16 protein-coding genes and 1 tRNA gene are annotated in these 20,177 nt (G+C 71.9%); 10 read left to right on the top strand and 7 right to left on the bottom strand.

Annotated elements, in window-relative coordinates; all coding sequences use genetic code 11:
* Positions 1-43: 43 nt before the first annotated feature.
* The 3 genes from QL987_RS14700 to QL987_RS14690 all read right to left on the bottom strand — a co-directional run bounded on the left by QL987_RS14700 (position 44) and on the right by QL987_RS14690 (position 2,455).
* Complete coding sequence (locus tag QL987_RS14700; protein WP_290158339.1) at positions 44-814, bottom strand: ABC transporter ATP-binding protein; 771 nt, start codon at positions 812-814, stop codon at positions 44-46.
* A complete protein-coding gene (locus tag QL987_RS14695; RefSeq protein ID WP_290158338.1) occupies positions 814-1,683 on the bottom strand; it encodes an ABC transporter permease in 870 nt (289 codons plus the stop codon). The genes QL987_RS14700 and QL987_RS14695 overlap by 1 nt, the downstream gene beginning before the upstream one ends.
* A 76-nt stretch (positions 1,684-1,759) precedes the next feature.
* Entirely contained in the window at positions 1,760-2,455 is a 696-nt protein-coding gene (locus QL987_RS14690) for a phosphocholine cytidylyltransferase family protein (protein ID WP_111076269.1), read from the bottom strand.
* Positions 2,456-2,810: 355 nt separating this feature from the next.
* Here QL987_RS14690 and QL987_RS14685 point away from each other — a divergent pair, with 355 nt between their 5' ends.
* From QL987_RS14685 to QL987_RS14675, 3 genes are all read left to right on the top strand, one after another.
* Entirely contained in the window at positions 2,811-4,025 is a 1,215-nt protein-coding gene (locus tag QL987_RS14685; protein ID WP_290158337.1) for an ATP-binding cassette domain-containing protein, read from the top strand.
* Positions 4,001-5,572: an ABC transporter permease gene (locus tag QL987_RS14680; RefSeq protein WP_290158336.1), complete on the top strand. Its 1,572-nt coding sequence runs from the start codon at positions 4,001-4,003 to the stop codon at positions 5,570-5,572. The genes QL987_RS14685 and QL987_RS14680 overlap by 25 nt, the downstream gene beginning before the upstream one ends.
* A 74-nt stretch (positions 5,573-5,646) precedes the next feature.
* Positions 5,647-5,910 carry a DUF3039 domain-containing protein gene (locus QL987_RS14675; RefSeq protein WP_110823714.1) on the top strand — a complete coding sequence of 88 codons (264 nt, stop codon included), beginning with the start codon at positions 5,647-5,649 and terminating at the stop codon, positions 5,908-5,910.
* 16 nt (positions 5,911-5,926) lie between these two features.
* Here QL987_RS14675 and QL987_RS14670 read toward each other — a convergent pair whose 3' ends face one another.
* A complete protein-coding gene (locus tag QL987_RS14670; protein ID WP_290158335.1) occupies positions 5,927-7,213 on the bottom strand; it encodes a nicotinate phosphoribosyltransferase in 1,287 nt (428 codons plus the stop codon).
* 140 nt (positions 7,214-7,353) lie between these two features.
* Here QL987_RS14670 and murI point away from each other — a divergent pair, with 140 nt between their 5' ends.
* The 3 genes from murI (at position 7,354) to rdgB (ending at position 9,639) form a co-directional block, all read left to right on the top strand.
* Complete coding sequence (gene murI, locus QL987_RS14665) at positions 7,354-8,217, top strand: glutamate racemase (protein ID WP_290158333.1); 864 nt, start codon at positions 7,354-7,356, stop codon at positions 8,215-8,217.
* 67 nt (positions 8,218-8,284) lie between these two features.
* Positions 8,285-9,031, top strand: coding sequence for a ribonuclease PH (rph, locus tag QL987_RS14660; RefSeq protein ID WP_290158331.1), 747 nt, complete (start codon positions 8,285-8,287; stop codon positions 9,029-9,031).
* Positions 9,028-9,639, top strand: a complete 612-nt coding sequence (gene rdgB / locus QL987_RS14655; RefSeq protein WP_290158329.1) for an RdgB/HAM1 family non-canonical purine NTP pyrophosphatase — start codon at positions 9,028-9,030, stop codon at positions 9,637-9,639. The genes rph and rdgB overlap by 4 nt, the downstream gene beginning before the upstream one ends.
* Positions 9,640-10,133: 494 nt before the next feature.
* Here the strand turns inward: rdgB and QL987_RS14650 are convergent, their stop codons facing one another.
* From QL987_RS14650 to QL987_RS14640, 3 genes are all read right to left on the bottom strand, one after another.
* A complete protein-coding gene (locus QL987_RS14650) occupies positions 10,134-10,811 on the bottom strand; it encodes a DedA family protein (RefSeq protein WP_290158327.1) in 678 nt (225 codons plus the stop codon).
* Positions 10,812-10,944: 133 nt separating this feature from the next.
* A tRNA-Leu gene (locus tag QL987_RS14645) sits at positions 10,945-11,024 on the bottom strand.
* 128 nt (positions 11,025-11,152) lie between these two features.
* Positions 11,153-12,469, bottom strand: coding sequence for an MFS transporter (locus QL987_RS14640; protein ID WP_290158326.1), 1,317 nt, complete (start codon positions 12,467-12,469; stop codon positions 11,153-11,155).
* Between the two features lie 41 nt (positions 12,470-12,510).
* Here QL987_RS14640 and mnmA point away from each other — a divergent pair, with 41 nt between their 5' ends.
* The 4 genes from mnmA (at position 12,511) to QL987_RS14620 (ending at position 20,151) form a co-directional block, all read left to right on the top strand.
* A complete protein-coding gene (gene mnmA / locus QL987_RS14635; RefSeq protein WP_111076261.1) occupies positions 12,511-13,617 on the top strand; it encodes a tRNA 2-thiouridine(34) synthase MnmA in 1,107 nt (368 codons plus the stop codon).
* A gap of 74 nt (positions 13,618-13,691) precedes the next feature.
* Positions 13,692-16,046 carry an NAD-dependent DNA ligase LigA gene (gene ligA, locus QL987_RS14630; protein WP_290158325.1) on the top strand — a complete coding sequence of 785 codons (2,355 nt, stop codon included), beginning with the start codon at positions 13,692-13,694 and terminating at the stop codon, positions 16,044-16,046.
* 310 nt (positions 16,047-16,356) lie between these two features.
* Entirely contained in the window at positions 16,357-17,565 is a 1,209-nt protein-coding gene (locus QL987_RS14625; protein ID WP_290158324.1) for an alpha/beta hydrolase, read from the top strand.
* Positions 17,566-17,766: 201 nt separating this feature from the next.
* Positions 17,767-20,151 (top strand): transglycosylase domain-containing protein, encoded by a 2,385-nt coding sequence (locus tag QL987_RS14620; protein ID WP_290158323.1) that lies wholly within the window; start codon positions 17,767-17,769, stop codon positions 20,149-20,151.
* The last annotated feature ends 26 nt before the right edge of the window (positions 20,152-20,177 follow it).

Here is a 20,177-nt window from a genome sequence, read left to right as displayed (position 1 = left end):
GTGGAGCGTGGCCCGGGGGTGCTCGGTTGTGGAGGAGTGGACGTCAGACGCCGTGGTCGGCGTTGTACCGCTCCAGGGCTTCGTCGATCGGCCCGTCGAACAGCAGTCGTCCACCGTCGAGGTACAGCCCGCGGTCGCAGAACCGGCGCAGGTCCTTGTCGCTGTGCGAGACGAAGAACAGCGTCCGACCACCCGCCAGCAGCTCGTCGATCCGCCTGTAGCACTTCTCACGGAACTTCTTGTCGCCGACGGCCAGGACCTCGTCGACGAGGATCACCGGCTCGTCCAGGCGGGAGATCACCGCGAAGGCGATCCGGACCTTCATGCCGCTCGACAGGTGCTTGTACGGGGTGTCGACGAAGTCCGCGATCTCGGCGAACGCGATGATCTCGTCGAAGGCCGCGCGGATCTCCGCCCGGGACATGCCGTGCAGCCCAGCGGTCAGGAAGACGTTGTCGCGCACGGTCAGGTCGCCGACGAAGCCACCGGTGATCTCGATCAGGGGAGCGACGCCGGCGCCCACGTGGACCCGGCCCTCGTCGGGCAGCATCACCTGGGCGACGAGCTTGAGCAGCGTCGACTTGCCCTGGCCGTTCCGGCCCACGACACCGATCGCCTCGCCCGGGCGGACGTCGAACGACACGTTCCGGAGTGCCCAGAACTCGTCAGCCTTCCGACGACGCTGACCCCGACCGAAGAGGTCCTTGAAGCTCCGGCTGGCGCGGCGGTTCCGCTTGAACCGGATGCCGGCGTCGGTCACGGAGATGACCGGTGCGGTGGTGCTCGCGGTCGTCACGGGTTCGGTCGTGGCCATCACAGCTCCTTGAGGACGCGGTGCTCGCTGCGGCGGAACACGACGACACCGACGACCAGGACGATGCCCGTGACGACGACCGACGCGAGCACTTCCTTCCAGTCCAGCTGGCTCGGGAAGAACGCCGAGCGGTAGATGCCGAAGATCCCGCTCAGCGGGTTGATCGCGGCGATGTCGTGCAACGCCTTCGGCAGCGCCTGCGTGCCGTAGATGATCGGCGATGCGTAGAACAGGAAGCGCAGGACGAGCTTCACCGCGCGTTCGAGGTCGCGGAAGAACACCACGAGCGGTGCGACGATGAGCCCGAGGCCGTAGACGAGCGTGGCCTGCAGGACGATGGCGAGCGGCCAGAGCACGACCTGCCAGTGCAGGTGCGCCCCGGTGGCGATGACGAACACCGCGAGCACCGGGATGCTCAGCAGGAACTCGATGGCCTTGGACGCGTCGATGCGGGCGACCCAGATGCTGCGCGGGATCGTCGTCGACCGGATCAGCTTGGCTTCCTTGATGAAGGCCCGGGTCGAGTCCGAGACGCCGCCGGTGAACCACATCCAGGGCAGCAGCGCCGTCAGCAGGAAGACGATGTACGGCTCTTCGCCCACCTTGCCGCGGTGGAAGACCTGTGTGAAGACGAACCAGTAGATCGCCGACATGACCAGCGGGTCGAGGATCGACCAGAAGTACCCGAGTGCCGAGGTCGAGTACCGCACGCGCAGGTCGCGGACCGTCAGCAGCCAGAGCGCCTGGCGGTACCGTCGCGCGGAGCCACGGGCTGCCGGCGGTGCCGAGGCGAGGCCTGCGGCCGCAGACGGTGGCGTGGTCGCCGGCTGCGTGCGCTCAGGCTGCGCGGTCGGGTGCGCGTCAGTCATGGGTTCCCTCCGGCCGGGACCGCACCGAGGGGCGGCCACCCGGGCCGGTGGTCCGGATCAGGGGATCCTGACCCGTTCAGGCGAACAGGTCGTTCGCGCGCTGCAGGTCCTCGGCGAAGTCGATCTCGACCGCGTACAGGTCGGAGATGTCGATCGGCGTCCAGCGTAGTCCGTCCTCGGCGATGGCAGCCTCGATGCCGCCCTCGAAGTACTCCTGGTCGTCGACCCGGCCGAGCTGGCGGATCAGCGCCTGCTTGTCGGCTGCGGAGACGTGGTTGATGCCCACGGCCTCGCCCAGACCCCCGACGACCTTCTTCGAGAGCTTCGCGATGAAGCCCTCGGCGTCGACGGTGTACTTGACCTCTTCGTCGGAGACCTTCTCGGTGTTCACACTGACGAACGACCGACCCTCGTCGATCATGTCGGCGGCGCGGACGAGGGCCATCGGGTCGAAGACCACGTCGCCGTTCATCCAGAGGACACCGCTCTTGCCGGTCGCCTTGAGCGCACGGAGCAGGCTCTTCGAGGTGTTCGTGGAGTCGTAGGACTCGTTGTAGACGAAGTTCGCCTCGGGGAACGCCTCGACGATGTACTCCGACTTGTAGCCGACGACGATCGTGACCCGCGCGCTGGACCCGAAGGCGGCGCGGATGTTGTCGAACTGCTGCTGCATGATGGTGCGGCCGTCGCTGAGCTCGGTGAGCGGCTTCGGCAGGCTGCGCCCGAGGCGGCTGCCCATCCCCGCTGCGAGGATGACGATCTGCGTGGTCATGCTGGTCCCTTCCGGTGTCCGCCGCGTCCCGTCCGCCCCGGAGGGTGGAGGTCCACACTGGAGGACACGTCGAGCGTGTCCTGACGGGCACTTCGATACGGCTTCCTCGGATACTGCACCCACCGCGTTCGAGTTGGCCGGGAGTCGCGTGGTCCGGAGCGCAGAACGCCCCGGTCAGCAACCGCTCCGGGAGCGCTGCGGGCAGGTTTCCGAGTGGTGAACACTCCGTCGTGTCTCGGTGAATGATACGGAACCAGGCGGTGTCGGGGTACGGGTCGGACGGCATCGTGTTCAATTCGTGACCCGGTCCGACACGGCTCAGCGAGCGGTCGGAACCGTTGGTACGGTTGGCCTCGTGTCGGCAGGAACAACGGGAAACGACGACGTCTACAGCACGTCGGACGCTGCGTGGACCGTCGACGCGGACGACGACGGCACGACCGTCGCCCAGGGGACGGGCGACGACGACCACGACGACACGGGGGACACGGGTGCGTACGGCGCAGCCGCGGGTGACGACATGACGGACGACAGGACCGGCTCGGCGACCGAGGCAGGGGCGGACACCCGCCCCGCCGGGTCACCGACGCAGGCGAGCGCAGCCACGCAGGCCGGGACGGCCACGCCGCCGCGTCCGGGGAAGAAGCGGGACAAGCGTTCCGGACGCGCGACCCGGCCGCAGGGCGCCGCGTCACGCCCGGGCGACGGCCAGGACGTCCGTCGCGACGGCCAGGAGGCCCGGAGCGGCTCCGGGACGCCGGCCGCGTCCACGACGAAGCGGCCCACGGGCCGGCCCAACGTGCCGCAGCAGCCCGTCGTGCTCCGCGCCGAGGGCCTGGTCAAGCGCTACGGCCAGACCCTGGCGGTGGACGACGTCGACCTGGAGATCCGGAAGGGCTCGATCTTCGGGGTCGTCGGGCCGAACGGCGCCGGCAAGACGACGACGCTCTCGGTCCTCACCGGCCTCCTGCGTCCGGACGCCGGCACCGTCACCGTGCTCGACCACGACGTCTGGGCCGACCCGACCGCCGCGAAGCGGGCGATGGGGGTGCTGCCGGACCGGCTCCGTCTGTTCGACCGGTTGACCGGCGCGCAGATGCTCTTCTACTCGGCCACGCTCCGCGGGCTGGACGGCAAGACCGCCCGGAGCCGCAGCGCGGACCTGGCCGAGGCGTTCGGTCTCGGCGACGCGCTCGGACGTCCGGTCGCCGACTACTCGATGGGCATGGCGAAGAAGATCGCCCTGGCCGCCACCCTCATCCACTCGCCGCGCGTGCTCGTGCTCGACGAACCGTTCGAGTCAGTCGACCCGGTCAGCGCGACGACCATCACCGACATCCTGCGGCGCTACACCGCGGGTGGCGGCACCGTCGTGCTCTCCAGTCACTCGATGGAACTCGTCCAGCGCACGTGTGACTCGGTGGCGATCATCGTCGGCGGCAAGGTCCTGGCCGCCGGCACCATGGCGCAGGTCCGCGGCCGTCGCTCCCTGGAGGACAAGTTCGTCGAACTCGCCGGCGGACGCCCCGTCGCAGAGAGCATGGAATGGTTGCACAGCTTCTCCGGCTGAGGGCCGACCTGCTCGCGGGCGAGGTCCGTGGTGGTGCGCGCCGCGCGGTCGCCGTCGTCCTCGGCAGCCTCGTCGCCCTGGTCGCCGTCCTCTGGGCCGCGTCCGTCCTCGGTGGGCTCCGGACCGCCGACCCCCTCGTGGCCCGCACCGTCGTGGTCCTGGTCGGCACGGCGGTGGCCCTCGGCTGCACGCTGATCCCGTTCGCCGTCGGTGTCTACGACCAGCTCGACCCCCGGCGTTTCACCGCGTTCGGCATCGGGCAGCGTGACCTGGCCGTCGGCCTCGGCCTGGCAGGCCTCCTCGGCATCCCGGTCGTCGCGGTCGCCGTGCTCGCCGTCGCGCAGGTCGTCACCTGGAGCCGCGGTGCCGGTCCGGCCCTGATGGCCGTCGTCGCCGCGGTGCTCGTGCTCGCCACCACCGCCCTGCTCATCCGGGTCGGCAGCACGCTCGGAGCGCTCGCGTTCGCGGGGCACCGACCCCGGGAGGCCACCTGGCCGGTGGTCCTGGTCGGCATCGTCCTGGTGCTGCCGTCGGCCGCCCTCCTGCTCCGTCCCCACTGGCTCGACCTCGCCGCACCCGGGCTCCAGCGGCTGGCCGACGTCGCCGGCTGGACGCCCTGGGGTGCCGCGTGGGCCGTGCCCGCGGACGTCGCGGCCGGTCACGCCGGCACGGCCGTCGCCCGGCTGCTCGTGGCGCTCGTCGTCGTGGGCCTCCTCGGTCTCGCCTGGTGGGCCCTGGTCGGGCGGGTGCTCGTCGCCGTGCCGCACCCGGTGCGCGTGCACCGACACCGCACGCTCGGCTGGTTCGACCGGCTCGGCGCGACCCCGTTCGGTGCCGTCGCAGCCCGCGCGCTGACCTACTGGACCCGCGACCCGCGGTACCGCAGCTCGTACCTGATCCTGGTGTTCGTGCCGCTCGTGGTGCTGCCGCTCGGCATCGCCGGGGTGCCGTGGGCGTGGACGGCCCTGGTGCCGCTGCCGCTGATGGCCCTGATCGCCGGGTTCCTGCCGCACAACGACGTCTCGTACGACAACACGGCCGTCTGGCTGCACGTCGCCTCGGGCGCTCCGGGCTGGACCGACCGACTCGGTCGCCTGGTGCCGCTCATCGTCGTCGGCGTCCCGCTGCTCGTCGCCGGAGCCGCCGTGTCGGCCGCGCTGTACGGCGACATGGAGGCGTTCCCGCTGCTCGTCGCGGTCTCCGCCAGCGGTCTGCTCGGCGGGCTCGGCCTGTCGAGCATCGTGTCGGTCGCCCTGCCGTACCCGACCGTCCGACCGGGCGACCACCCGTTCCACCAACCGCAGGCCGCGGGCGCGACGGCGACGTTCGCACAGACCCTGATGGTCGTCGGGACGGTGCTGTGCATGGTGCCCGCCGGGTGGTTCGCCGTCCGCGCGCTCATCGGGGCGGAGGACCCGTCGACGGCGCTCGTCCTCGGCGTCGGGATCGGTGTCGGCGTCGTCGTCCTGGCGATCGGCGTGGCCGTCGGCGGCGCGGTGTTCGACCGACGCGGGCCGGACCTCCTGGCCGCCGCCCAGCGGAACTGACGCCCGGGGCCACGTGCGCCCACAGCGTGACCGATCCGCCGACGGACCGGGTCCTGACGACGTACCCTGGTGACATGAGCACGACGGAACCCGGCGGTGGCGGCCTCGACGTGATGGACCGCGAACTCGAGAAGCTCCTGGAAGAGGAGGCGATCGAGCCCGGCGACCACGAGCGCTTCTCGCACTACGTCAAGAAGGACAAGATCCTCGAGTCCGCCCTGACCGGCAAAGCCGTCAAGGCGCTCTGCGGCAAGAAGTGGATCCCCGGACGCGACCCCGAGAAGTTCCCGGTCTGCCCGGACTGCAAGGCCATCTACGAGAAGATGAAGTCCGAGTGACCCCCGCCGACGCTGCTCACACGAGCAGCGTCGGGATGGCCGGGTCGCCGCGGCCGATGCGCTCGGCGTCCGCCGGCAGCTCCGCCTTGGCCCGCTTGTGGTGCGCCCGGGCGGCTTCGACACCGGCGGGACCGAGGAACGCCGGATCGACCTCCCCGTGGGTGACCACCGGCACGAGCAGGTCCCGCTCGTCCGGGCTGACCGACCCCGAGGTCAGCACGACCTCGGCCGTGGCGATGCCGTTCCGGAGGCGCCGACCCGCTTCCTTCCGACCGCCGACGGACGCCTTCTCGGCGGACTTCTTCGCCACCGGCACCCACTCGCCCGCGGGGGAGTGGTGCGCGACGAGCTTGAAGACCATGCCGGCGGCGGGGTGGCCCGAGCCGGACACGACCGAGGTGCCGACGCCGTAGGAGTCCACCGGGGCGGCACGGAGTGCGGCGATCGTGTACTCGTCGAGGTCGTTCGTCACGGTGATCTTCGTCGCCGTCGCACCGAGCCGGTCGAGCTGGGCACGGACCGACGCCACGACGGAGGGCAGGTCGCCGCTGTCGATCCGCACCGCGCCGAGCTTCCCCTCGGTCAGGCGGACGGCCGTCTCGACCGCGGCCTCGATGTCGTAGGTGTCCACGAGCAGGGTGGTACCGCTGCCGAGTGCGTCGAGCTGGGACCGGAACGCGGCTTCCTCCGAGTCGTGCAGCAGCGTGAAGGCGTGGGCCGCCGTGCCCATCGTCGGGATGCCCCAGGTCCGGCCCGCCTCGAGGTTGCTGGTGGCGCCGAAGCCAGCGATGTACGCGGCCCGGGCGGCGGCGACGGCGTTCCACTCGCCGGTGCGGCGGGACCCCATCTCGGCGAGCGGACGACGGTCGGCCGCGGACACCATGCGTGCCGCGGCGGAGGCGATCGCCGAGTCGGCGTTGAACACGCTGAGCGCCAGGGTCTCGAGCATCACGGCCTCGGCGAAGGTGCCCTCGATCTGCAGCACGGGGGAGTTCGGGAAGAACACCTCGCCTTCGCGGTAGGCGCGGACGTCCCCGGAGAACCGGTAGTCCGCCAGCCAGCGGGCCGTGCCCTCGTCGATGACGCGCCGGTCGCGCAGGAAGCCGATCTCCGCGTCCCCGAACCGGAACTCGGTCAGCTGCGTGAGGAAGCGTCCGAGGCCCGCCGCGACGCCGTAGCGGCGCCCGTCCGGCAGCCGGCGGGCGAACACCTCGAAGACGCAGCGGCGGTCGGCGGTGCCGTCCTTCAGCGCGGCGTCGACCATGGTGAGTTCGTACTGGTCGGTCAGGAGTGCGGTGGTCACGTCTCCGACCCTAACCAGGACCGGGTGCGCCGGCCCGGATCGTGTCCCGGAACGGTGGACAACGGCGGTGCCGGGGCGATCTGTGGACGGGAGGCCCGTGCCACGTCCCGCGGGCGGCGCGCGTCGGTACGCTGGTCACCGTGACGGATGCACCGATCGGAGTCTTCGACAGCGGCGTCGGCGGACTCACGGTGGCCCGCGCGATCATCGACCAGCTGCCGCGCGAGAGCATCCGCTACGTCGGGGACACCCGGCACTCGCCGTACGGGCCGAAGCCGATCGCCGACGTCCGGCGGTACGCGCTCGAGGTCATGGACGACCTGGTCGACCAGGGCGTCAAGGCCCTCGTGATCGCCTGCAACACCGCGAGCTCGGCCGTCCTCCGCGACGCCCGGGAACGCTACGAGCAGGCGTACGGCATCCCCGTCGTCGAGGTCATCCAGCCCGCTGCCCGTGCCGCCGTCAAGCAGACCCGCACCGGCCGGATCGGCGTCATCGGCACGATCGGCACCATCGCCTCCCGCGCGTACGAGGACGCCTTCGCCGTCGCCGCCGACGTCACCCTGACCACCGCCGCGTGCCCCCGCTTCGTCGAGTTCGTCGAGGCCGGTGACACCTCGTCCGCCCAGCTGCGCGAGGTCGCCGCCGGGTACCTCGCACCGGTGCGGGACGCCGGCGTCGACACCCTCGTCCTCGGGTGCACGCACTACCCGCTGATGTCCGCCGCGATCCAGTACGTGATGGGGCCCGACGTCACACTGGTGTCCAGCGCCGAGGAGACCGCGAACGACGTCTACCGTCGGCTCGTCGAACACGGCCTCGAGCGCACCGGCACCGAACCGCCGAGCTACGCGTTCGAGGCCACCGGCGCCGACGAGGCCGGCTTCGTCCGCCTCGCCCGCCGGTTCCTCGGGCCCGAGGTCGCCTCCGTCGGGCACCTCGAGACAGGCGCCATCACCCTGCCCCGCGGGCGCGACGTGTCGGCGACCAGCCGCACGACCTGACCCGCCGCACGACCTGACCCGCCCCGACCACCCGCACCGTGCCTCCAGGCCGGACCGAGAGGAACCCATGAACGCCACCGACGGCACCGTCCGCATCGACGGCCGGACCACCACCGACCACCGACCCGTCACCATCGAACGCGGCTGGAGCACCCAGGCCGAGGGCAGCGCGCTCATCTCGTTCGGCAACACGAAGGTGCTCTGCACCGCCTCGTTCACCAACGGCGTCCCGCGCTGGATGGCCGGCAAGGGGACCGGCTGGGTCACCGCCGAGTACTCGATGTTGCCGCGGTCCACCAACGAGCGGATGCAGCGCGAGTCGATCAAGGGCAAGGTCGGCGGGCGCACGCACGAGATCTCCCGGCTCATCGGGCGGTCGCTGCGCGCCGTCGTCGACATGAAGGGCCTGGGCGAGAACACCCTCGTGCTCGACTGCGACGTGCTGCAGGCCGACGGCGGCACCCGCACCGCCTCGATCACCGGCGCCTACGTGGCGATGGCCGACGCGATCGAGTGGGGCCGCGAGCGCGGGTTCATCGGCAAGAAGGCGACGCCGCTCACCGACAGCGTGCAGGCGATCTCGGTCGGGATCGTCGGCGGGGTGCCGATGCTCGACCTGGCCTACGAGGAGGACAGCCGCGCCGACACCGACATGAACATCGTCACCACGGGGTCCGGCAAGTTCATCGAGGTCCAGGGCACGGCGGAGCACGCACCGTTCGACCGCGACGAGCTGAACGCGCTGCTCGACCTCGGGCTGGCCGGCAACGCCTCCCTCGCGGCCGTGCAGCGCTCGGCGCTGGGACTCGCATGACCGACACCGCCCGCACGGTCGTCCTGGCGACGCACAACCAGGGCAAGGTCGTCGAGCTGCGGGACATCCTCGGTGACGCCCTGGGTGGGGTCGAGCTCGTGGCGTACGACGGGCCCGAACCGGTCGAGGACGGCGACACCTACGCCGCGAACGCGCTCATCAAGGCGCGCGCCGCGGTCGCCCACACCGGGCTGCCGGCCCTGGCGGACGACTCCGGCATCGCGGTCGACGCCCTCGACGGGGCACCCGGCATCCACTCGGCCCGGTACGCCGGCACCCGGGTGGACGCGGACAACATCGCGCTGCTGCTGCAGAACCTGGACGGTGTCGTCGAGCGGACCGCGGCGTTCGTCTGCGCGGCCGCGTTCGTCACGCCCTCCGGGGTCGAGCACGTGTTCGAGGCGGTCTGGAACGGCGAGGTCCGCACCGAGCCGATCGGGGACGGCGGGCACGGCTACGACCCGGTGTTCCAGCCGGACGACGCCGACCGCTCGGCGGCGCAGCTGACCCGCGCTGAGAAGAACGCGCTGAGCCACCGGTCGAAGGCGTTCCGGGGCATCGCGCCGATCGTCCGCGAGTGGTTCGCGGGCGAGGCGCCGCAGGCCTGAGGCCGGCGCGGGGCGCGGGCGGCCGCCCTCCCGCGCTGCGGGCCGGCCGCGGTACCGATCGGCGTCGCACAACAGGAACCGGCTCGAACCACGGCATGCCGTGGTTCGAGCCGGTTTTCGTTGTGCGGGTCCCGCTCGCGCCGGGCCGCCGGCCGCGGCGGCGGCCGGCAGCGCCGGGCGCCGGCAGCGCCGGCAGCGCCGGCAGCGCCGGCAGCGCCGGGCCAGCCCCGGGCCGCCGGCAGTCGGCTCGCGGGCCGCGGCGCCCGGCGCCCGGCGCCCGGCGTCCCGGCCTGGCCGCGGGCCGGCCGCGGTGCCGATCGGCGTCGCACAACAGAAACCGCTTCGAACCGCGGGATGCCACGGTTCGAGGCGGCTCCTGTTGTGCGGATTCCGCTCGCGCCGGGCCGGGCGCCGGCAGGGCCGGGCGCCGGCAGCGCCGGCCGCCGGCAGCGCCCGCTTCGCCGGGCCGGCTCCGGGCGGCCCGCGCCGCCGGCCTACGGCTGCTCGGGCTCGCGCTGCTTGGCCTTTCGGGCGTTCCGGAAGTAGGTGATCGCGGCGGGGACCACGGTGACGACGACCGCCGCGAGCAGGATCACGTCGATGTAGTTCCGCACGATGTACGCCACCGCGGGGATGTACCCGAGGAAGTACCCGAGGAACGTGACCCCGACACCCCAGATGACCGCGCCGACGGCGTTGTACAGCGAGTACTTCTTGTAGTTCATCCGGCCCACACCGGCGGCGATCGGGGCGAACGTCCGGACCACGGGGACGAAGCGCGCCAGGATCACCGCGAGGGCACCGTACTTGTGGAAGAACGCGTTCGTCCGGTCGACGTTCGCCTTCGAGAACAGTCCGCTGTCCTTGCGTTCGAAGATCGGCGGCCCGGCCTTCTTGCCGATGTAGTAGCCGAGCTCACCGCCGAGGAACGCCGCCGCGCCGATCATCAGCGCGACGACCCAGATCGGGATCCCGCCGATCTGGCCGTGACGGTCGAAGGCGAACAGGCCGGTGATGACGAGCAGGCTGTCGCCCGGGAAGATGAACCCGATCAGCAGCCCGGTCTCGGCGAAGATGATGGCGCACACGACGAGCACGGCGAAGGCCCCGAAGTGGTCGAGGATGTACTGCGGATCCAGCCAGGGGATCAGGGCGAGTGCGACGGAGTGCATGGTTCTTCCGGTCGGCGGGCGAGGGCGGATGGAGCACCCGCCGGACCGAGGGTACCGTGCGGGCGTGTCGGGGCCGTCCGTCGGAGTGCTGACGTCCGACGCGACCCGGCGCGCGAGCCCGCAGGCCGTCCGGTGCGGAAGGAGGGACTCGAACCCTCACGCCGGAGCACAGGAACCTAAATCCTGCGTGTCTACCAATTCCACCACTCCCGCTGGCCGACCCAGTGTACGCAGCGGGGCGGGTGGCGGAGGTGGGGCGGGCCTCCCGGCCGGCCGGCGACGCCCGAGCGGGCGACGCCCGAGCAGGCGACGCGCGACCAGGCGACCCCGGAGCGGGCCGGTCAGCGCAACGTGCGGGGGAGGTACCGCGGCACGTACCGGAGCAGGATGCCCGCGCCGACCAGGCCGAGCACGCCCATCACGCCGCTGGCGACCGCGATGGTCGCCAGCGCCGTGACGCCCGAGATGACGAGCGGTGCGGCAGCCGACCCGAGGTCCCCGGTGAACCGCCAGGCGCCGAGGAACGGTGCCGGCCGGTCCGCGGGTGCCAGGTCGGCGCCGAGCGTCATGAGGATGCCGGAGCCGACGCCGTTCGCCAGGGACATGGCCATCGCGACCGCGATGAACCAGCCGACGCGGGCGTCGAGGTGGTCGCTCCAGGCGAGCAGGAAGTAGCAGATGCTCAGGCCGAGCATGCAGGGCAGCGCACTCGCCAGGCGTCCCCAGCGGTCCATGATCTGCCCGCTCGTGTAGAACAGCGCGAAGTCGACGGCACCGGCGATGCCGATCACCAGGGCGGCGGTGGAGTCGTCGAGCCCGACGCTGACGGCCCAGAGCGGCAGGATCACCTGACGTCCGGCGCGCATCGCCCCGATCAGCGCGGCGCCGCTGCCCAGGCGGACGAGGACCCGGTGGTGAGCGCGGATGGTCTGGAAGAGGCCCTGCGACTCATCCTTGACGAACTGCTCGCCCTCGAGCGCGGCCGGCGTCGCCGGGTCCGTCGCGTGGTCGGCTGCGGTCGCGGTCGCGGTCGCGGTCGGCCGGGAGGCGCGGCTCGGCCGCTGCAGACCGCGCACGCCCGTCGCGGGGTCGCGGATGACGAGGAGCACGACGGCGGCGCCGAGACAGCAGACGACGTGGACCCAGAACGCGCTCTGGGTCGTGCCGGTGAGGTGGATGACCCCGGCCGCGAGGAACGGACCGACGAAGTACCCGAAGCGGAACACCCCGCCGAGGCTCGAGAGCGCGCGGGCCCGGATCCGCAACGGGATCGCGGTCGTCATGTACGCGTGCCGGGCGAGCGCGAAGACCGCGGTGGACAGGCCGACCAGGAACACGCCGATGGCCAGGACGAGGGGGTTCGGGGCGACCGTGCACACGAGCAGGCCGACCACCGAGACGACGGCCGCGCCGATCATCGCGTTGCGCTCGCCGATCCGCGCGACGACGACGCCCGAGGGCACGTCGCCGATGAGCTCCCCGACCAGGATCAGCGAGGCGACGAAGCCGGCGATCGCCAGGCTCGCCCCGAGGGAGTCCGCGGCGATCGGGATGATCGGGATGATCGCGCCCTCGCCGATCGCGAAGAGCGCGGCGGGCAGGAACCCGGACAGCAGGACGCCGCGGAGGTCGAAGGCGTCGTTCGTGGTGCTCGTCATCGTCGAGCAACGGTACGCCGTGTCGGAGTTACCCTGGACGCATGCGTGTTCTGGCGGCGATGAGCGGTGGGGTCGACTCGGCGGTGGCCGCGGCCCGGGCGGTGGACGCCGGCCACGACGTCGTCGGGGTGCACCTGGCACTCAGTCGGATGCCCGGCACCCTGCGAACGGGCAGCCGTGGGTGCTGCACGATCGAGGACTCGATGGACGCGCAGCGCGCCGCCTCGGCCCTGGGGATCCCGTACTACGTGTGGGACTTCTCGGCGCGGTTCAAGGAGGACGTCGTCGACGACTTCGTGGCCGAGTACCAGGCCGGCCGCACCCCGAACCCCTGCATGCGCTGCAACGAGCGGATCAAGTTCGCGGCCCTGCTCGAGAAGGCCCTGGCCCTGGGGTTCGACGCCGTCGCGACCGGGCACTACGCCTCGATCGTGACCGCGCCGGACGGTTCTCGTGAACTGCACCGCTCGGCGGCGTGGGCGAAGGACCAGTCCTACGTGCTCGGTGTCCTGACGGCGGAGCAGCTGCAGCACGCGATGTTCCCGCTCGGGGCCACCCCGTCGAAGGACGAGGTCCGTGCCGAGGCCGCCGCCCGCGGGCTGACGGTCGCGCAGAAGCCGGACTCGTACGACATCTGCTTCATCCCCGACGGCGACACCCGCGGCTGGCTCGCCGACCGCGTGGGCAGCGAGACCGGTGACGTCGTCGAGCGTGACGGCACGGTCGTCGGCAGCCACGACGGCGCCCACGGCTACACGGTCGGGCAGCGTCGCGGTCTCGCGCTCGGACGCCCCGCGGCGGACGGCAAGCCCCGCTTCGTGCTCGAGATCCGCCCGAAGGACAACACCGTCGTCGTCGGGCCGAAGGAAGCGCTCGACGTCGCCTCGCTCTCCGGCACCCGGTACACCTGGGCCGGCGCGGCACCGGCGGACCCGTCGACCCCGTTCCGCTGCGACGTGCAGATCCGGGCGCACGCCGACCCGGAGCCCGCGACCGCACACGTCGAGGACGGCGCGCTCGTGGTCGTCCCGGACGAGCCGCTGTCCGGCGTCGCCCCCGGGCAGACCGCCGTCGTGTACGTCGGCACCCGGGTGCTCGGCCAGTGCACCATCGACACGACGGTGTCGGCAGCGCCCGTCCCGGCCTGAGGACCCTGTCCCGGCCTGACGACCCTGCCCCGGCCGCTGCGACCGGGGTCGGTGGCGCACGGTAGAACTGACACATGAGCGACACCGACGCGACCTTCGAGACCATCGACCCCGCAGGCCTCGACGCCGCGCAGGCCGCTCGAGAGGTAGACCGGCTGCGCGCCCGACTGAACGAACTGCGGCACGCCTACTACGAGGGCAACGGCTCGCCCGCGTCCGACGCCGAGTACGACACGATGATGCACCGGCTGGACGCGATCGAGCAGCGGTTCCCGGAACTCCTGACCGAGGACAGCCCGACGCAGACGGTCGGCGGGCAGGCGCAGACCACGCAGTTCGCCCCGGTCGAGCACGCCGAGCGGATGCTGAGCCTCGACAACGTCTTCAGCCCCGAGGAACTGACCGACTGGGCGCTCAAGGTCCAGCGGGACGCCGGTGCCGAGCGGGTCCGCTTCCTGTCCGAGCTGAAGATCGACGGGCTCGCCATCAACCTGCGGTACGAGCACGGTCGGCTCGTCTCGGCCGCCACCCGTGGGGACGGCGTGGTGGGCGAGGACGTCACCGGCAACGTCCGGACGATGGGCACGATCCCGGACCGGCTCGCCGGTAGCGGCCACCCGCCCCTGGTGGAGGTCCGTGGCGAGATCTTCTTCCCGGTCGCGCAGTTCGACGAGCTGAACGCCCGGCAGCGCGACGCCGGCGAGCGGGTGTTCGCGAACCCGCGGAACGCCGCTGCGGGGTCCCTCCGCCAGAAGGAGGAGGGCAAGTCCGCAGGCAAGCGCGAGCTCATGGTCGACCGGCTGCGGCGCCTCCGGATGCTCGTGCACGGCATCGGGGCCTGGCCGGTCGCCGAACTCGAGCGCGACACCGACGTCCGCGCCCAGTCCGAGGTCTACGAGCTGCTCCACGAGTGGGGCCTGCCGACCGGCACGCACCACCGCGTGTTCGACTCGGTGGACGAGGTCCTGGGCTTCGTCAAGGACTACGGCGAGCGTCGCTCCGCGGTCGAGCACCAGATCGACGGCATCGTCATCAAGGTCGACGACCTCGGGCTGCACGAGGAACTCGGGTCGACCAGCCGGGCTCCGCGCTGGGCGATCGCCTACAAGTACCCGCCGGAAGAGGTCCACACGAAGCTGCTCGACATCGTCGTCAGCGTCGGCCGTACCGGTCGGGCCACCCCCTTCGCCGCGATGGAGCCGGCCGAGGTCGCCGGGTCCGTCGTCCGTCAGGCCACCCTGCACAACCAGCAGGTGGTGAAGGCGAAGGGTGTCCTGATCGGCGACACCGTCGTGCTCCGCAAGGCCGGCGACGTGATCCCCGAGGTCCTCGGCCCGGTGGTCGAGCTCCGCGACGGCACCGAGCGCGAGTTCGTGATGCCGACCGACTGCCCGGAGTGCGGCACCCCGCTCCGCCCGGCGAAGGAGGGCGACATCGACCTCCGCTGCCCGAACGCCGAGAGCTGCCCGGCGCAGGTGCGCGGCCGGGTGGAGCACATCGCCTCCCGCGGTTCGCTCGACATCGAGGGCCTGGGCGAGGTGGCCGCCGCCGCGCTCACCCAGCCGGTGTTCCCGGAGACCCCGCCGCTGGTGACCGAAGCCGGGTTGTTCGACCTGACGCTGGAGGACATCGTCCCGATCGAGGTCGTCGTCCGGGACGCCGAGACCGGCATGGAGAAGACCGAGGACGGCGGCGCCCCGAAGCGCGTGACCCCGTTCAGCCGGGCGAGGAAGAAGACCGACCCGCCGTTCGACCCGGAGGCCCGCGGTGCGGACTACACGGGCGAGCCGAGCCGGTACCCGTCCAAGAACGCGTTCGAGATGCTCGCGAACATCGACGCCGCGAAGACGAAGCCGCTGTGGCGGATCCTGGTCGGCCTGAACATCCGCCACGTCGGACCCGTCGCGGCCCGGGCGCTCGCGAACCACTTCGGGTCGCTCGACGCGATCCGGTCGTCCTCGCGTGACGAGCTGGCCGCGGTGGACGGGGTCGGCGGGATCATCGCCGACGCGCTGCTCGACTGGTTCGAGGTCGACTGGCACCGCGAGATCATCGACCGCTGGACGGCCGCGGGCGTGCAGCTCACGACCCCCGGACACCCCGGGCCGGGAGCCGCGACCGAAGCGGGCGGGGTGCTCGCAGGCATCACGGTCGTCGCGACCGGCTCGCTCGAGGGCTTCAGCCGCGAGGGTGCGCAAGAGGCGATCATCGCCGCCGGTGGGAAGGCCGCGTCGAGCGTCAGCAAGAAGACGGACTTCGTCGCCGCGGGCCCGGGTGCCGGCTCGAAGCTGACGAAGGCGGAGCAGCTCGGACTGCGGATCATCGACGCCGAGCAGTTCGCGCTGCTCGTGACCGAGGGGCCGGCCGCGCTCGGCGACCCGGTACCGGCCGAGCCCGAGCCCGCTCCGGACGCCGCCGAGCCGCAGTAGAGGGCCATGCACGGCCGCGCGCGAAGCGGCCCCTGCGACGCACCCCGGTGTGACCCCAGTTCGGGGGTCATGTTGCATCCCGCATGACCCCCGAAGGGCCGGATCTCCCTAAGCTCGACAGAGCATCACCTGTCGTCTGCAGGGGAACGACAGGCTGGCCTTCCCGGGGGAGACCCGTTTGCTGATCATCGCCGCGGCTCTGTTGACCGCCTCGATCCACTCGCTGGGAGTCGTCGAGGCCCCCGCCGTGCCCGCTTCCGTCGTCGCGTCGGCCGCCGTCGGGACTCCTGGACCCCGAGCGTCCGACCACGTGTCCGGACCGGCCGTCGAGGCGCTCGCCGTCGCCTCCGGGCAGCGCTGGTTGGACGCCCTCGAGACCGCGGCACCGCTCACCCTGCAGGCCGCCGATGACGACTCGCGTGTGACCGCGACCGCGATGGACGACCCGCCCAGCACCAACCTCGTGGCGAACTGGTGGCGCGGGTTGTCGCCGGCGTCGCAGACGGTCCTGACCGACGACGCCCCCGTCGTGATCGGCAACCTCGACGGCGTGCCGTACGACGTCCGGGACGTCGCGAACCGGGCATCCCTCGCCGCCGGACTGGCCGACCCGGGCACGTCGACCTCGCTCGCGTCGATGCTCGGGCAGGTGCGGCAGTCGCTGGAGCAGACCCCGGACGACCCGCGGAAGTACCTCGTCACGCTCGACACCCGGGGCAGCGGCCGGTGCGCGATCTCGGTCGGCGACCTGGACACCGCCGGCGACGTCTCGGTCGTGGTGCCCGGCATCTTCTTCTCGGTCAACGGCCAGATGGTGGACTTCACCGCGACGGCCGGGGACGTGTTCCGCGAGCAGGCCACCCTCGCGCCGGTGGCCGCCCCCGCGAACGGCCCGGGCATCGCGGTCGTCGCGTGGATGGGGTACCGCACGCCCGGCATCTCGAACTTCATGTCGCTCGAACTCGCCCACCTCGGCGCCGACCGGCTGGTCCGGACCCTCGACGGCATCCGGGCGGTCCGGAACGACCACGAACCGCGGCTCGGGGTCGTGGCGCACTCGTACGGGTCGACCACGGCGATGATCGCGCTGTCGTCCGGACGCACCAGGGTGGACAGCCTGACCATGCTCGGGTCTCCGGGCAGCGCCGTCACCTCCGCCGACGAGCTCGGTGTCCCGCACGGGCAGGTCTACGTCGGGGGCGCGCACTGGGACCCGGTCGCAGGCACCGGCTTCTTCGGCACCGACCCCGGGCGGACGTCGTTCGGCGCGGCGGCGCTCGACCTGGCCGGCGGCAGTGACCCCGCGGACGCCGGGGACGTCTTCCGGCAGCCGTTCGGGCACAACGACTACCTCAAGCCCGGCACGGCGTCCCTGCACGACGTCGCGCTCATCGCGGTGGGACGGGGCGACCTGGTCAGCGGTCGGCACACGCCCGGCGACACCCCGGGTGACGGGGTCGTCCAGGCGACGCTGGACATGTACCTCGTCCGACCGCAGGACCTCCAGCCGCGCGACTGAGCACCGTCCCCCGCGGCGGGACGGGAGGCTGCCCAGACGTGACCGGATCGTGACCGGACCGGCGCAGGGCCGGTGATGTGGGCCTCCAGGCCGTGTCGGACCACGTGGCGGCGGCGAGACCGGGAGCATCCTGTGCGGCTGTGCAGTCGCGCGACCGCGCGCAGCAGTGTGAGTACAGCCCGTCTCCTTACCGTGCTCGACATGCGAGTCGTGCGGTGGCCGGGTGCCCTCTTGATGTTCGTCGTCATGTCGGTCCTCGCCGGCCTGCTCGTCGCCGTCGCGGTGACCCCGGCGGTCGCCGTCGCGGGGGAGGGCGCGAGCGGCGCGGCCGAGTTCTTCGAGGACCTGCCGAGCTACCTCGACATCCAGACGCCGCAGCAGGTGTCCACCGTCTACGCGAAGCAGGGCGGACAAGAGGTCCCGATCGCGTCGTTCTACGCCGAGAACCGCACCAACGTGCAGTCCGGACAGATCGCCGACACCCTCAAGCAGGCGGCCATCGACACCGAGGACCCGCGCTTCCACACCGAGGGCGGGATCGACGTGGTCGGGACACTCCGCGCGACGATCGCCGACGCACTCGGCAAGGGCGTCCAGGGCGGCTCGAGCATCACGCAGCAGTACGTCAAGAACGTCCTCGTGCAGCAGTGCGAGCAGCTCAACGGCAAGGACCCGGCGTCCACGAAGAAGAAGGTCGACGCCTGCTACGACAAGGTCGCCGGCCAGTCGAAGGCACGCAAGCTGCAGGAGATCCGGTACGCGATCGCCGTCGACAAGAAGTACAGCAAGGACCAGATCCTCACCGGGTACCTCAACATCGTCGGGCTCGGCGGCCGTGTCTACGGCGCCGAGGCCGGTGCCGAGTACTACTTCGGCGTCCACGCGAAGGACCTGTCGCTCGTGCAGTCGGCGACCCTCGTGGCGATCCTCAACAACCCGTCGGGCCTGCGCATCGACCAGCCGAGCGACAAGGCCAACGGCTCGGCGAACGGGTACGCGCTGACGAAGGTCCGCCGCGACTACGTCCTCCGCCGCATGCGCGCCCACCACGCGATCTCCGCGGCCGAGCTGACGAAGGCGATCGCGACACCGATCACGCCGAAGATCACCGCGACCGCCAACGGCTGCTCGACGGCAGCATCGAAGTACGACGCCGGCTACTTCTGCGACATGGTGCGTTCGCAGGTGCTCTCCGACCCGGCCTTCGGCAAGACGGCCTCGGACCGGATCGCCACCCTCGACACGAAGGGCCTGTCGATCCACACCTCGCTCGACCTCGACCTGCAGGACCACGCGCAGAACGCACTGTCGTCCTACGTGCCGACGACGATGGCCGGCGTCGACGCCGGTGGCACGAACGTCACCGTCGAACCCGGCACCGGCCGTGTGGTCTCGATGGTGCAGAACACCACGTACACGCAGTCCGACGCACCCACCCCGGGTGCCACCGCCGTGAACTACAACGCCGACCAGGCCGTCGGCAGCTCGAGCGGCTTCCAGACCGGTTCGACCTACAAGGTCTTCACCCTGGCCGACTGGCTGGCGAACGGGCACACCCTGTCCGAGTCCGTCGGGACGACCGAGAACACGTTCCCGCAGGACGAGTTCACGAACTCGTGCGCACCCCTCGGCGGGCAGCCGTGGAGCGTCGCCAACGCCGAGAAGGTGCCGTCGTCGATGACCGTGCTCGACGCGACCGTGGAGTCCATCAACACCGCCTTCGGCGCGATGGCGAAGCAGCTCGACCTGTGCGGGATCCAGAAGACCGCCGTGGGCATGGGGATCCACCAAGCGGACGGCACCGCACCGGACTCCAACCCCGCGTCCGTCCTCGGGACGAACCCGCTCGCACCGATCGACCTCGCCGAGGCCTACGCCGGGTTCGCGAACGGCGGCATCGCCTGCACCCCCACCACCATCGACTCCGTCACGACGGCCAGCGGCGCGACGATCCGGCCGACCCCGGCGACCTGCAACCGCGGGGTCAGCGCCGAAGTCGCCGGCACCGTCGACTGGGCGCTGCAGGGCGTGCTGAGCGGGAAGGGCACCGCGGCCACCGCCAACCCGGGCGACTCCGTGCCGAAGTTCGCCAAGACCGGCACGACCGACGGCGACCAGCAGAACTGGCTGGTCACGTCGTCGACGAAGTACACGAACGCGACCTGGATCGGCAACGTGCAGGGCCACGTGCGGCTGGCGAACTGGCCGTTCCTACAGGGCACCACCGGGTACAGCGCCAAGTTCCAGGTCGGCAAGCAGCTGATGACGTACCTGGACGGCGCGTACGGCGGCGGCACGTTGCCCGCTCCGGACCAGGCGATGATCGGGACGCCCGCGAAGGCCAAGGCCGCGACGCCGTCCGGCGGGTCGGACGCGCAGCAGGGGACGCAGCAGCAGGGGACGCAGACGCAGACGCAGACGCCGGGGACGGCCGCGTCGGGCGCGCCGGCGCCGACGACGTCGAACCCGGCGGCGCAGGCACCGGCGGCTGACGGGGCGGTCACCGGGGGCGGGGCTCCGGCCGGTGGCGCCGCTGCGGGCGGGGCTGCCGCTGGTGGGGCTGCTGCTGCACCGCCGGCTGGCTGAGTCGCGTCGCGTCGTGACGGTCTGGA

It is taken from the genome of Curtobacterium sp. APC 4022 (genome assembly GCF_030407555.1).
In the GTDB taxonomy this organism is placed as follows: domain Bacteria; phylum Actinomycetota; class Actinomycetes; order Actinomycetales; family Microbacteriaceae; genus Curtobacterium.
This window is presented reverse-complemented; position numbering and strand designations above follow the sequence as displayed.

Bases quoted from the DNA above. Each gene is read 5' to 3' on its own strand.
- QL987_RS14700 (WP_290158339.1), bottom strand. From the start codon at position 814: ATGGCCACGACCGAACCCGTGACGACCGCGAGCACCACCGCACCGGTC.
- ligA (WP_290158325.1), top strand. From the start codon at position 13,692: ATGAGCGACACCGACGCGACCTTCGAGACCATCGACCCCGCAGGCCTC.
- QL987_RS14695 (WP_290158338.1), bottom strand. From the start codon at position 1,683: ATGACTGACGCGCACCCGACCGCGCAGCCTGAGCGCACGCAGCCGGCG.
- rdgB (WP_290158329.1), top strand. From the start codon at position 9,028: ATGACCGACACCGCCCGCACGGTCGTCCTGGCGACGCACAACCAGGGC.
- QL987_RS14680 (WP_290158336.1), top strand. From the start codon at position 4,001: ATGGTTGCACAGCTTCTCCGGCTGAGGGCCGACCTGCTCGCGGGCGAG.
- mnmA (WP_111076261.1), top strand. From the start codon at position 12,511: ATGCGTGTTCTGGCGGCGATGAGCGGTGGGGTCGACTCGGCGGTGGCC.
- QL987_RS14690 (WP_111076269.1), bottom strand. From the start codon at position 2,455: ATGACCACGCAGATCGTCATCCTCGCAGCGGGGATGGGCAGCCGCCTC.
- QL987_RS14675 (WP_110823714.1), top strand. From the start codon at position 5,647: ATGAGCACGACGGAACCCGGCGGTGGCGGCCTCGACGTGATGGACCGC.
- QL987_RS14650 (WP_290158327.1), bottom strand. From the start codon at position 10,811: ATGCACTCCGTCGCACTCGCCCTGATCCCCTGGCTGGATCCGCAGTAC.
- QL987_RS14620 (WP_290158323.1), top strand. From the start codon at position 17,767: ATGCGAGTCGTGCGGTGGCCGGGTGCCCTCTTGATGTTCGTCGTCATG.
- rph (WP_290158331.1), top strand. From the start codon at position 8,285: ATGAACGCCACCGACGGCACCGTCCGCATCGACGGCCGGACCACCACC.
- QL987_RS14640 (WP_290158326.1), bottom strand. From the start codon at position 12,469: ATGACGAGCACCACGAACGACGCCTTCGACCTCCGCGGCGTCCTGCTG.